Source organism: Bacteroidota bacterium (assembly GCA_018266755.1).
GTDB lineage: Bacteria > Bacteroidota > Ignavibacteria > Palsa-1295 > Palsa-1295 > JAFDZW01.
The window spans coordinates 436,765-449,418 of sequence record JAFDZW010000001.1 but is presented as its reverse complement, the minus strand read 5'-3'; the positions used below and the strand labels follow the sequence as shown (position 1 = coordinate 449,418).

General features: G+C 56.2%; 12 protein-coding genes and 1 tRNA gene. 3 read left to right on the top strand and 10 right to left on the bottom strand.

Annotated features, from left to right (window positions below):
• Window positions 1-323: 323 nt before the first annotated feature.
• Window positions 324-539, top strand: a complete 216-nt coding sequence (locus JSS75_01800) for a hypothetical protein (GenBank protein MBS1902421.1) — start codon at window positions 324-326, stop codon at window positions 537-539.
• A gap of 63 nt (window positions 540-602) precedes the next feature.
• On the opposite strand, the gene JSS75_01795 is transcribed toward JSS75_01800, so the two are convergent.
• The 3 genes from JSS75_01795 to JSS75_01785 form a co-directional block, all read right to left on the bottom strand.
• Window positions 603-1,925 (bottom strand): nitrate/sulfonate/bicarbonate ABC transporter ATP-binding protein, encoded by a 1,323-nt coding sequence (locus tag JSS75_01795; protein ID MBS1902420.1) that lies wholly within the window; start codon window positions 1,923-1,925, stop codon window positions 603-605.
• Between the two features lie 243 nt (window positions 1,926-2,168).
• Window positions 2,169-3,923, bottom strand: coding sequence for an ABC transporter permease subunit (locus JSS75_01790; GenBank protein MBS1902419.1), 1,755 nt, complete (start codon window positions 3,921-3,923; stop codon window positions 2,169-2,171).
• 38 nt (window positions 3,924-3,961) lie between these two features.
• Entirely contained in the window at window positions 3,962-5,263 is a 1,302-nt protein-coding gene (locus tag JSS75_01785) for a carbohydrate porin (GenBank protein MBS1902418.1), read from the bottom strand.
• A gap of 363 nt (window positions 5,264-5,626) precedes the next feature.
• Between JSS75_01785 and JSS75_01780 the strand changes: the two genes are divergently transcribed.
• On the top strand, window positions 5,627-7,162 hold the full coding sequence (locus tag JSS75_01780) for a hypothetical protein (GenBank protein MBS1902417.1): 1,536 nt from the start codon (window positions 5,627-5,629) through the stop codon (window positions 7,160-7,162).
• Here JSS75_01780 and JSS75_01775 read toward each other — a convergent pair.
• The 6 genes from JSS75_01775 to JSS75_01750 all read right to left on the bottom strand — a co-directional run bounded on the left by JSS75_01775 (window position 7,144) and on the right by JSS75_01750 (window position 11,627).
• Window positions 7,144-7,854, bottom strand: a complete 711-nt coding sequence (locus tag JSS75_01775) for an ABC transporter ATP-binding protein (protein MBS1902416.1) — start codon at window positions 7,852-7,854, stop codon at window positions 7,144-7,146. The two genes, JSS75_01780 and JSS75_01775, sit on opposite strands and share 19 nt — an antisense overlap.
• The gene (locus tag JSS75_01770; protein MBS1902415.1) at window positions 7,847-8,587 is read right to left on the bottom strand and encodes an ABC transporter ATP-binding protein; all 741 of its coding nucleotides are present in this window, start codon (window positions 8,585-8,587) and stop codon (window positions 7,847-7,849) included. The genes JSS75_01775 and JSS75_01770 overlap by 8 nt, the downstream gene beginning before the upstream one ends.
• 78 nt (window positions 8,588-8,665) lie before the next feature.
• Window positions 8,666-9,784 carry a glycine cleavage system aminomethyltransferase GcvT gene (gene gcvT, locus JSS75_01765; GenBank protein MBS1902414.1) on the bottom strand — a complete coding sequence of 373 codons (1,119 nt, stop codon included), beginning with the start codon at window positions 9,782-9,784 and terminating at the stop codon, window positions 8,666-8,668.
• A gap of 86 nt (window positions 9,785-9,870) precedes the next feature.
• The gene (locus tag JSS75_01760) at window positions 9,871-10,137 is read right to left on the bottom strand and encodes a type II toxin-antitoxin system RelE/ParE family toxin (protein ID MBS1902413.1); all 267 of its coding nucleotides are present in this window, start codon (window positions 10,135-10,137) and stop codon (window positions 9,871-9,873) included.
• Window positions 10,134-10,337 carry a hypothetical protein gene (locus JSS75_01755; protein ID MBS1902412.1) on the bottom strand — a complete coding sequence of 68 codons (204 nt, stop codon included), beginning with the start codon at window positions 10,335-10,337 and terminating at the stop codon, window positions 10,134-10,136. Before JSS75_01755 ends, JSS75_01760 begins: the two co-directional genes overlap by 4 nt.
• Before the next feature lie 54 nt (window positions 10,338-10,391).
• Window positions 10,392-11,627, bottom strand: a complete 1,236-nt coding sequence (locus JSS75_01750) for a SpoIIE family protein phosphatase (protein ID MBS1902411.1) — start codon at window positions 11,625-11,627, stop codon at window positions 10,392-10,394.
• A gap of 415 nt (window positions 11,628-12,042) precedes the next feature.
• On the opposite strand from JSS75_01750, the gene JSS75_01745 reads away from it, so the two are divergent.
• Window positions 12,043-12,115 (top strand) — tRNA-Gly (locus tag JSS75_01745).
• Between the two features lie 56 nt (window positions 12,116-12,171).
• Here the strand turns inward: JSS75_01745 and JSS75_01740 are convergent.
• Window positions 12,172-12,645 (bottom strand): hypothetical protein, encoded by a 474-nt coding sequence (locus tag JSS75_01740; protein ID MBS1902410.1) that lies wholly within the window; start codon window positions 12,643-12,645, stop codon window positions 12,172-12,174.
• Window positions 12,646-12,654: the final 9 nt, after the last annotated feature.

Genomic DNA, 12,654 nt, shown 5'->3' with positions numbered 1-12,654 from the left:
TTTGGGGCCGCTGCCGTTAGTGGTTTAGGGTTCGGTAGCGGAAAAATTTCCTGGATCGTTCGACCCTGAGACGGCCGTGGCCAGCAAAGATGATGGTACGGTCAGTCTCATTATGAACACCCGCGCGAAGGCACCTGCGTGTTGGTTCGAGCTGCGAAGCTTACTCCGGCACGCACGCCGCACAAAGCAGAACAATATGGCTCGTTCGTTCGGACCTCCCAACGATAGTTCTGCGCACGCAGGCGCCAATCGCGGCACGTTTCCCCGAAGCGATTATTCCTTTCGACCGGCAGACGGCGCTCCGATATGTACTGCCACGGGACATGGCTGTGCGGATTACGGTTCGCGATCTGCTCGGTCGGGAGGTATATCGTACCGAGCCCACAATAACCGAAGCGAGCGGTGAACATACTCGTACGATCGTTCTGAACGACCTGCCCGACGGTACCTATGTGCTTGTGCTTACGATGATCGACGATCTGGGGAGACCGACCGTCGAAAGCCGGACCGTATCGATTCTCCACTCGATACAACGATAGGTTCGCGCATGGGTGCCGGAAGGTGCAGGGCCCTTGAGTTCGGGAGCACTCACTCCCGAGCACTTAACTCCGCTCTTCTCCTGTATCGAGATACACGACATCGTCCTTCGGGCTGTAGCCGATCAGCTCGGCGTAGCGGCCCCAGTCGATGATCGTATCGAGCACGGCCTCCGAATCCTCATACGGCATGCGCGTCGTGTAATCCTCGAGCAGCACTTCTTTCGGGACCTCACCGCTATTCTTCGAGAGTGTTTCGAGCAGGATGCCGAATGTGCGCAGCTTTCTGATCTGTGTGTTGAAGAGTTTCTTCTGATCGTTGATTTCCGATTCGACGAACGTGCGGCCAAGCGGCGTAATGATGACGTTCTGTCCCGGCGTTTGCGCGAACTCCAGTAGTTCTGCGGCCTTGACGATCTGCAGTGTTTCGTGGAACGGATGGCCGACATTCTCCGAGAGATCGCCAATATCGATCGTTTGATACTCCGAAAGAATATGCAACAGACCGGTTAGCTCGCCGATATTGACGGTCGGAATGATCTCGATGCGCTGCTGGGTCTTCGGTTCTTCGACGAACGGAAGGACGGTGTTCGTGATGAGTGCGTAAATCCGGTCGCTGAGTTCTTGAAATTCGCGCGAACGCGGATTGCGCGGATACGGCAACGCATTTGTAAACTCCGCCTTGATGCGGCCCGGATGCGTGTCGAGCACAATGATACGGCTCGCCATCTGTACGGCCTCTTCGATCAGGTGCGTGACCATCACGACCGACTTGAGCGTCGTATCGTGCGAATGAAACAGATGCAGCACTTCGTCGCGCAGGTTCTCGGCCGTGAGTGCATCGAGCGCGCTGAACGGCTCGTCCATACAGAGCACGGCCGGCTCTACGACCAGTCCGCGTGCAATACCGACGCGCTGTTTCATCCCGCCCGACAATTCCTTCGGGTACGCTTCTTCGAATCCTTCCAAACCGACCATATCGATCGCGCGCCGAACCTTCTCTTTGACGACATCGCGCGGCATCTTGAGCGCTTCGAGACCAAGGGCAACATTCTCTTCGACGGTCAGCCACGGCAAGAGTGCGAACGACTGGAAGACCATCGACGTGAGCGGGTTAAACCCAACCATCGGCGAGCCGTTGACCGACACCGAGCCGATCGTCGGTTTGAGCAAGCCGGTAAGAATGCGAAGGATCGTCGATTTGCCCGAACCCGACGGGCCGAGCAAACACAGGAATTCGTTCTCCGAGACGCTGACGCTGATATGCTCGAGCACCGGCAACGATTTGCCGCCGGGCTGTACGAAGGTCATCGACACATCGCGCAACTCGATCAACTCTTTGCCCGGTATTGCCACCGGCGTCTGGGCTGTCATTGGTGATACGCTCATAGCACTCTACTCCTATTGAGTTACAACATTCGATCGTCGCATTGCCGGTTCACGCTCCGACAATCTTGTCGTGGCGCTGCATAACACTATTTGTACCACATCGTGATTCTGAGCAAAGCGAAGAATCCCTTTCGGTGTGCCACGAATCTTCGTACAATCCTGAAGGGATTCTTCGCGGAGTTTACACTGAGCACAGCGAATGTGCTCAGAATGACGTTGCATAGCCTGTTCAACCGGCATCGCCTACTTATTGAGGGTGTACCGTTCCTGCGCCAACGCAAAGAGTCGGCGCCAGAAAAATTTATTGATGAGCACGACGACCGTGCTCAATGCAATCGTGCTTGCAATCAGCAGCGGTGTATTACCCTTCTCGCTGGCAATACTGATCAGTGCTCCGATGCCGGTCGCTGTCATGCGCTCTTTGCCGGGTACGAAATAATTTTCGGCAACGATGCTCGTGTTCCACGCACCGCCTGCTGCCGTAATCATGCCTGTGATGATCGACGGAAAGAGTGCCGGCAGGATCACTTTGGTCCAGCGGAGCAATCGCGGCAGTGCGTAACTATCCGAGAGCTCCTGCAGATCGTTCGGGATCGCACTGGCGCCGGCGATCACGTTAAAGAGTAAATACCACTGCGTGCCGATAATCATCATCAACACCGCACCGATCTCGATCGAGATATGGAATCGCGCCAGTGCGATCAGGATCAACGGAAAGATCATCGGCGCAGGAAACGAAGCCATAAACTGGATCACCGGTTGCAACCGACGCGCCAGTTTCTGATTCATGCCGATGATCGCCCCGACCGGAACCGTCCAGAGCGAGGCAAAGAGCACCGCCGCAAGCGTACGCCCGAACGTCGCTGCAGTGCCGAGCCCGATATCGGCCCACTCGCCGGTCGTGAGCGTTGTCGCAAAGGACATGACCGCCGCCACTGCGCCGTAGACGATCAGCGCGAAGAACGCCGCAGAAAACATTAGCGTGAATGCTTTGCGCACTTTCGGCTCGCGCACGGTGAAGGTCGAGATGAGCTTCTGCGTCGAATGTTTGATCGTCTCGAGTTCGGCAGGTGCGCTCCGCTGCCGCTCGGCGTCCTTCTTCACGCTCAGCTTCTTCCAGAACCACTCGACGAGGCTCGATCCGCGAATGATATCCAGGACGAGCGAACGCTCTTCGAATTCCTCGGCCGTATCTTCCATCCGGAATTTGCGACTCCAGATCACCAGTGGATGCCACAGCACCCGATCGAGGAAGATGATCATGATGCCCATCGCGATGACCGCGCCGATCATTGCGCCGGTGTCGCCTTTTTCGATCGCGACCGACATGTAGCTGCCGACGCCCGGCAACCGGAAATCGCGGTCGCCGAGTGTAAACGCTTCGCACACTGTTAGGAAGAACCATCCGCCGGCAAACGACATCATCGAATTCCAGATCAGCGGGATGGCGCTGGCCGGAAGTTCGAGCTTTGTCAAGATCTCACGACGGCTCAGGTAAAAACTTTCGGCGGCGTCGCGCATATCGCTCGGGATGCCTTTGAGCGAGCGGTAGAATGCGTACGTCATGTTCCACACCTGCCCGGTAAAAATCGCCATTACTGCGACAAGCTCGAGGCCGATGTTCGTATTCGGAAACAACCCGATCAGCGCGATCGAGAACGCCGGCAGGAAACTCAGGACCGGAATGCTCTGCAAAATATCGAGCAGCGGCAGCATCACGCGCTCCGCCGCACGCGAGTGGGCCATCACATAGCCGTATGCGATCGTGAACACGAGCGAGATCAAATACGCCACGAGCCCGCGGGTAAGCGAGTACACGGTATAGAGCGGCAGATAGCCGAACTCGGTATGGATCTTCACCACCGAATGCGCCGAGCCGCTCCACTCCTGCGAGATCGCCGTCAGCCAATACACGATCCCGCCAAGCGCAGCGACGACAATAATGTCGGCAATGCGCATGCGACGCGGAAATTCGATGATGGACTTAACGAGACTCATGTCACAGCAGTCTTAGAGTATTCTATTACATTCAATGGTCACATCTCCACATGTCCACGCAGGGCAACGACGCCCACCGGGCCACGATCGCGATTGAACCCCGGGTTCAGCACGTATTGTGCATCGGCCGATAACGTAAAAAATTCTGCGATCCTCGTTGCGTACTGTACTTCGGCAATCGCTTCTGGCCCGTAACCAAGAGCCCCATCTCCGAGAATGAATCCATTGCCGCCTGCGGCAAGATAGTCGCGGTGCAGATTGGAAATGCCGTTGACGACAACGGCCGCACGTGCTCCATCCAGCCCCGCGCTTCGGAATGCGCCGTCGAGCGCAGTACCGATCGAAAGCGACCGATCGATCTCGGTGAACATCCAGGTTTCCGTCGAGCCGTCGTTCCAGCTTGCTCGGACAAAGCCGGAAAGCACTGCCGATAGCGGCTGTTCCAGATTCAGATCGAAACCGTACTTTGCACGGCCGTATGTTCTGGTCGTTGTGATATCGGGTGTGCCGTGTTGACGAAGCGCCTCGGCGTAATCGCCCATTCTCGCCGTCGTATGGAACACAAGAAGGCGAACGACGCCTTGCCGTTCGAACAACCGATGTGGCACTTCGACTTCGATCGTCCCGGAATGCGCATGGGCAACATTCCTATCGAAGACGGCCTGGTTCGCTTCGTACGGCACCATACTTGCTGCAGCACGCAGGGATATCTCTGGCGCAATATATTCCACGGTCGCGCCGATCGTATAGCCTTTGGTATCGGCCGGATAATCCCATGCGCCCGCACTCATGAGCGACCAGTTCAGAAATTGCGTCCTCGGATCATGCGAAACGCTATTTGCATCGAATCGGTCGGTGATCCCGTACTTTCCTGCAGTGATCGTGATGCGCCGCAGAGGCTGCGTGCCGGCAACCGCGTTCGCCGCGTCCTCGGTTCGGGTGCGCTCGTCGCTGAGCGCAATATCCTGTTGCACATACAACCTCGCAATTGCGAGCGACGGCTTCGGATCGCCGATGCGATACGTCTCACCGTTGAGTGCACCGGCGACACCGGTTGCACCGCTGAGTCCGCCTCCGGCGGCAAGTTCAGGATCGAAAAACACCTGTGTGCCGTCGGTAATGCGGCAGCCGACGAACATCGTCGATGTCACCGAATAGGCCGCATCCTCATGCGAGGCTAAACTATTGGTACCGGAGTATGGCGATCGGAAATCAAAGTGATACTGCCCGATCACTGTTTGTTGGAAGTGAAAACTCCACGGTGAAGCATCGCCCGCCGGCTGAGCCCGAGTCAGCAGCGGAATACAGAGAATATGCACGGCGATGATCGTGAATTTCATCTTTCGGGTCCTAAAACGAAAAAAGCCCCGGTTGGGGCTATGAGTGCTGACGCTCGCCGAACCCCACGGCCCGACGCACATCAAGCAGATGCCCCCTTGTAGAGTTTTAGCACTGAACAACGTATTCCGATCCACTCGGAAAGCTGCGTTATGTTAAGCCTTAATCCGGCAAAACCTGTTCTACCCATTGGCGTCTCTCGACATTTCCGGGCAGCAGCTTTTTTTCATTCAGTAGCCTCACCTAACAGGCGTTTCTACGTGCAGGGTATGAGACACTTCAAACACGGCCAGAGTTCCGCGCCACCACGGAGTTAATACAAATTTATCGTCGCAGGCCATGTATATTTGAACCACCAAATGCACATGCGCCACTCTCGTACCATATTGTTTCTGCTGTTGGCTTTCACCTTCGTGATGCGAGCCGGTCTTTCGCTGCGCTCCGATGCAAGCCTTGCAAGCCGCCTCTTCGACGACGATTCGTTCTACGACCAGAACGTCTCGTACCATCTTGCGCACGGGCATGGCCTCTCGATCGACGGCCGCATGCCGACCAACGGCATCCAACCGCTCGTCGTGGCGCTGCGCGCACCGTGCTATGCGATTGCCAGCCAGGACAAATGGCTTGGCTTGCGACTGACACTCATCCTCGATGCACTCATCGATACGCTTTCGGTGTACCTCGTGTATACGCTGGTGCGGAGGCTCTCGGCGAACGCGTCGATCGCACCGATTGCCGCCGCCGCCCTCTGGGCACTCACGTATCCTATTCTCGCACAAACGATGAACGGGCTCGAGACCGGGCTCTACTCGACGATGCTGCTTGCCGTGATGCTGCTCTATGCCATGCGTCGTGCAAACTTCAGAAGTGGTAGGCACGAACGCACGACACAACACATCCTCTTCGGCATTGCACTCGGGCTGCTGGTGCTTGCACGAATCGATGCATGCGTGTTTGTCGCATGCTTCATCGTGTTTGAATACTTCGATCGCAAACCCGTCTCACACATCCTTATTCCGCCGGTCGTTGCCGTTCTCGTCAGCAGCCCGTGGTGGATCTATAACCTCACCATCTTCGGGAGCCTGATGCCGACAAGCGGGCAAGCGGAATCGATCGGCGGCGCGTCGCTCGTCGAGAATCTCGCGCATGCCGCCGTCGCGTTGTCCGACGTCTTGAGTACGTTCTTCACAATGCCCTACCCAACTACACCGGCACTCGTGCTGGCCGTGGGTTGCATTATTGTGCCCGCATCCGTATTCTGGATCGCTCGCACGCTCGGGCTCGGTCGTTCGATACGATCGAATAACGATATTCAAGTGCTCTATCCGCTCCTGGTCGGCGGCGTGTGCATTCTGATCTATTACATACTATTTTTCCACGCGTCGTATTTCATTCCTCGATACATACAACCGTTGCGCATCGCATGGTTGCTGCTTGTCGCGATGTCGGCGCCCACATTCGTACGTACGTTCGCACAATGGTCGCTCGCAGCTCGCTCGGCTTTCGTCGTCTTGTTGCTTTCGGGATTCTCCGTTACTGTCGTGCGATACGCTCATATTATGACTGCGACGGGCGAGGGCGACCTCTATCGCATGGGGCTCTGGGCCCGGAAGCATCCCGCTGCATCCGTCGGGATGCAGCAATCGGGTATCGCATCATTCGTTTCCGACAACGTTGTGAACCTCGATGGGAAAGTAAATGCAGATGTGTTACTCGCTATGAAGCACGGGGCTCGCGGTCGCTACATCGATAGCAGCGGGATTGCCTATCTTGCCGACTGGACGACATTTGCGGAAGTACTCGTTCAAGAAGCCGAGGCGGCAGGGACGCCGTTTACGCTGGTCGATTCGGTCGGACTCGTGCGAATCTATCGGCGAACCGATTATGCCGATCCAAGATAAGCTTTCTTTACCTCTTCGTTTTCGCTGAGTTCGTCCGCCGGACCTTCGAGGACGATCTTCCCGGTCTCCAGTACGTAGCCTCGGCGTGCAATACCAAGCGCCATGTGCGCATTCTGCTCGACGAGCAGAACGGTCATATTCAAATTCTTATTGATCTCGACGATCTTCTCGAAGATCGTTCGCACGAGTTTCGGTGCGATGCCGAGCGACGGCTCGTCGAGCAAGAGGACTCGCGGCTTCGACATCAGTGCGCGGCCGATGGCAAGCATTTGCTGTTCGCCTCCGGAAAGGGTGCCGCCAAGTTGGGCCTCGCGTTCTTTCAAGCGAGGAAAAATGCTGAAGACATACTCCATGTCTTTGGCAATGGCGTCGTGGTCATTGCGTAGATACGCGCCCATCTTCAGATTTTCGAGCACGGTCAGATTCGCAAAGATCATGCGGCCTTCCGGCGACTGCGCGATCCCCATGCCGACGATTTCATGCGCCGGCACTTTTGTAATTTCTTTTCCTTCGATGGCGATGCTTCCGCTTTTGGGCTTGAGCAAACCGCTGATCGTGCGTAGCAGTGTCGTCTTGCCCGCGCCGTTCGCGCCGATGAGCGTGACGATCTCGCCCGCGCCGACCGACACCGTCACGCCTTTGAGCGCGGCGATCTGGCCGTAGGATACATGGAGGTCGTTGATCTCAAGCATGCGCCACCTCACCGAGATACGCTTCGATGACACGCTCGTTGGCGCTGATCTCTTTCGGCGTGCCTTCGGCGATCTTTACGCCGTAATCGAGCACCATGATCTTTTCGCACACGCCCATGACGAGGCTCATATCGTGTTCGATCAAGAGAATCGCGATCTTGAATTCGTCGCGAAGCTGACGGATGAGCTTCATTAAATTATGCTTCTCGGTCGGGTTCATCCCGGCGGCAGGTTCGTCGAGCAACAGCAGCTTCGGCTGGGTAGCAAGTGCACGGATGATCTCGACACGGCGCTGATCGCCATACGGCAGGCTCGTCGCCTGTTCGTCGCGCACATGCCGCAGATTGAAAAATTCGAGTAACTCGTCGATCTTCTTCGCGATTTCTTTCTCTTCGGAATAGAAGCCGCCGAGGCGCGCAAGCGAACCGAACGTGCGATTGACCGCCCGCGGCGCAAACGAGACGCGAATATTGTCGAAGACCGACATCCCGCGGAAGAGACGGATATTCTGGAATGTGCGCGAAATGCCCACGCGCGTGATCTCGCTTGGCTTGAGACCCTTGAGCGAACGATCGAAAAAGCGAACCTCTCCTTCGGTGGGCTGGTACACACCGGTGATCACATTAAAGACGGTCGTCTTTCCCGCACCGTTCGGACCGATCAGCCCCACAAGGCCCATCGGTTCGACAATGGCATTGAGATCTCCGACCGCCGTGAGGCCGCCGAAACGCATGCTGACGTGATCGAGTGATAAACTCACGGTGTCTGTCTTACGGTGTCATTCCGACCCAAGGGAGGAATGGCAGGTGGTTTAGCCTTTCGTGTGCGGTTGGACGAACGGCGGCTTCGTGAGGAGCGCCTTCGCCCGTTTGCCGGCGCGTACTTCGATCGTAATCTCGGTACCTTCCTTCGAACATTCCGTCGGTACGTAGCCGAGGCCGATCGCTTTACCGTTCATCGGCGACAAGTTGCCGCTCGTCACTTCGCCGATCTTCTCACCGGCTTCGTTGACAATCGGATGTCCGTGACGGCCGATCGCGCCTTTCTCGTCAATAACGAACCCAACGAGCTTCCGCTTTACTCCCGCTTCTTTCTGAGCCTTGAGCGCATCGGCTGCCAGGCACGGGGTTGCTTTGTTGAGCTTGGTGATCCAGCCGAGTCCGGCTTCGAGCGGCGTAGTCGTCTCGTCGATATCGTTGCCGTACAAGCAGTAGCCCTGTTCCAACCGCAACGTATCGCGTGCGCCCAGACCGATGGGTTCGATCCCAAATTCTTTGCCCGCATCGAAGATCGCATCCCACACCTTGTTTGCCACGCCATGCTCTGCGGGAATATAAATCTCGATCCCGAGCTCGCCGGTGTATCCGGTACGGGAGATAATCGCATCCACACCTGCGATCTTGCCGACGGCATAATTATAATATGGAATATCGAGCAGCTTGACATCCGTCAGCTTCTGCATCGTCTCGATCGACTTCGCACCCTGGATCGCCAGTAATGCGGTCTCGTCGGACATATTCACCAGGGTAACATCGAAGCGTTTCGACTGCTCGCTAAAGTGTGCCCAATCCTTTTCGGTCGTGGATGCATTGACGACGCACATATACTTATTCGGCTCGATCATATAGACGATCAAATCGTCGATGATTCCACCGCTTGGCAACGGCAGCGCACTATACTGCGCTTTTCCCGGTGCGAGCGTGCTCACGTCGTTGACCGTTATATATTGGAGGAATGCCAGCGCATCGGGGCCTGAGACGAAGAACTCGCCCATGTGCGAGACGTCGAACACGCCGACGCCGCCTTCGCGGACAATCTTGTGCTCGGCAATAATCCCTTTCGGATACTGCACTGGCATTTCAAAGCCGCCGAATTCGACCATCTTGGCGCCGAGGGCGACATGCTTTTCGTAGAACGGTGTACGTTTCAAACTCTTCTATATATTGAAACCGCAAAAATACGGATGAAACCGCAGGGTGACACGGTAATTGGAATGTTGGAGGCGGAGAGGTGGCCTTATGGAAATCGTCTGTAGATGTCGCGGCGATCGAGACACCGCACGAGTTCTATCACACCATTGTCGTAGTAGAACCCAACCCTGTACTGTTTCAGGCGAATTCGATAGGCCGTCTTGAATCCTTTGAGCTTCTTGACCTGCGGAATCTCGCGAAGAGAAGGGGCAGACTCTAGCCGCTCTATCAGATTCACCAACTCCGCGCGGACGACCGGATCCTGCAAACGATCGATGTCCTTCAAGAACTGCTGAAGGAATTCAACCTTCATTCTTTCGAGGCAAGCTTCTTCATAACTGCACTGCGGCTCACCTTCTTAGTCCGGTCGACCTTTGACATCAGCAGTCCAAGTGCGATGTCCTCAGCGTCGCTCGCAGAGAGGACCGTCGATTCGATACCCATCTTCTTTAGTACGCTACGAACCAGCTTCACCTGTGCGCTACCGTGTGCGTTCACCAATATTGATGCCATACTCTATTCCCTTTTGATAACGAACACACCGCCGCCCCAAAAGGACTCCCTTTGCTAATTCCTTATACACATCAGCACCGTCAGGTCGTCGCGGATCTCGTAGGTCTTGGGTGCAGCAAGATAGTGCGCGAGGTCGACGTCCGGTTGGTTAGCGAGCTCGGAGACCAGCCGAGCCACCCCCTGCGCACCAAGCAGGCTGTTATTCGTGCGGTGCACAGCCTCCGAAAGCCCGTCGGTATAGAGGAACACCAGTGCACCCTTCGCGAACCGGGAACAATGCGAGCTATACTCCGCTCGGGGCAACACACCGAGCGGCAGACCGCCGGTCGGCACTTCTTCGGTGATCCCATCGCGAGAAATGATCGGCCTCGGGTGTCCGCACACAATCGTCTGCAGCTCGTTGGCCGAAGTATCGACGATTGCAAGAATCGCCGTAACGAACCGCTCGGCTGTAGTGCTCTCGTAGATGAGGGTATTGAGTGTGGCCGCAAGTTCTTCGAGCGTCGTTTGTCCGCCGCGCAACTGCGGCACCAGCGCATGCAGCGAGGCCTGCACATTCGACATCAGGATCGCGGCGCTTGCGCCCTTGCCCACCACATCGGCAATCACTAGTAGCGCACGATCCTCGCTGAGCGGAATGACATCATAGTAATCGCCGCCGACGAGTTCGCTCTGTTTATTGAACGCTTCGAATGCAAGTCCGTCGAGATGCGGAAGCTGTGCCGGAAGCAACGATTGTTGAATCTCGCGCGCAAGGCGAAGTTCCGCTTCGAGGCGTTCGCGTTCGCGTTCGGCTTCGAAAAGCCGCGCATTCGTGATCGCCATCCCCGCCAACAGCGAAAGCGATTCGAGATAATTTCCTTCCTCGCCGAGGTCGGTCGTCCCGACGAGCGGCTTTCCGAATCCCAGAAATGCGAGAATATCGTTCTGCTCCGAATCGAATACCGGCAGCGTCGTGCGCACGCCTTCGGGCGGCGAGAATAGCCACGTTTCCAAATCTTCGAAGGTGATCGTCTCGGGGAATGGGAACGAGCGCAAACCGGAATGCGAGACGAGCCGGTAGCGGCGTTCACCGACATCTGCGCCGTCGCTCAGATATGCGAACCCGTCGGTGATAAGCGCCTTTCCCATGATCGTACGCTGGATGCTCTTGAGGATCCCGACAGGACCGAGATCCGGCGTGAGCGTACGTGCAAATTCCAGCAGCGACCGCATCGCGAATCGTTCGCGGCGCAGGTCGCGCTCGAGGTCAGGTTGCGGATTGTGGGTCGTGGTCTGCGGCGCCGGCACAATGGTACTAATTTCCAGAAGTGAGATAACAGTAAGAACCGAGAATAGGTTAAGCCACGAACCGGCCGGTTGTAGCTTGGTATTTACTTTTTCCCTACCGTCATTCTGAGCGAAGCGAAGAATCCCTCGATGAAACGCAGGAGGCCCAACCACGGACCACAAGCTGCCCAATAGTGACTGCATCCATTAATGTCATTCTGAGCAACGCGAAGAATCCCTCGATGAAACCCTCTGAGGCTCCGTCAAAGGGATTCTTCGCGTTGCTCAGAATGACGTCTGTGTAAACTGCTGCCCCAAGCCGCTGCAACCAACCGAATTCAACATAGAAGACGCAACATCCAAAAATCCGATTTTCCATCATTTCGCTGGAAACCTTCCGGACGCTCATAGGTGTTAATAACGCGCTCCAATGAATGCGGGAGTAACTCAGTTGGTAGAGTGCAACCTTGCCAAGGTTGATGTCGCGGGTTCGAATCCCGTCTCCCGCTCAAAACAGCAAAGCCGCCCAAGGGCGGCTTTTTCATTTCCTGGGTTGTTGTATTGCTTAGTTCTTTTGCTTTGGCTGGACAGCTTGCATCACCGGCCGAAGGGCGGCGAAGATCCATTGCTGCCTCCAGGCTCCGTCCTCGAAAAATACTTGCTGTTCGATGGTGTCGCCGGTCACCTTCACCGGCCCGTCTGCCGTGATTGAGAATTTCACGAAGCCTACATTCTTTGCGGTGCTATCTAACCGGCTGGAGATGATGTTCGGGGTCAACGTCTCGCCCTTGAGCAAACCGATTCCGCGTGTGATCGCCGCAGCATTCTCGCGAAAGAACTTGAGTTGGGTTTGGTTCAGCGTCTTCGCATACGCCGCTGTATCCTGCGCATTGAGCGCCTTGACCGCTTGTATGATCGGGTCGCGCGGATCGCCGGTGACCTTCAGCGTGTCTTCAGCGGGTTTGTTCTCTTGCTTCGCACATGATGCAATCAATACGCTGGCCAACGCGACGACGAAGAACGAGGAGCGGATATTCATACGGTTCGG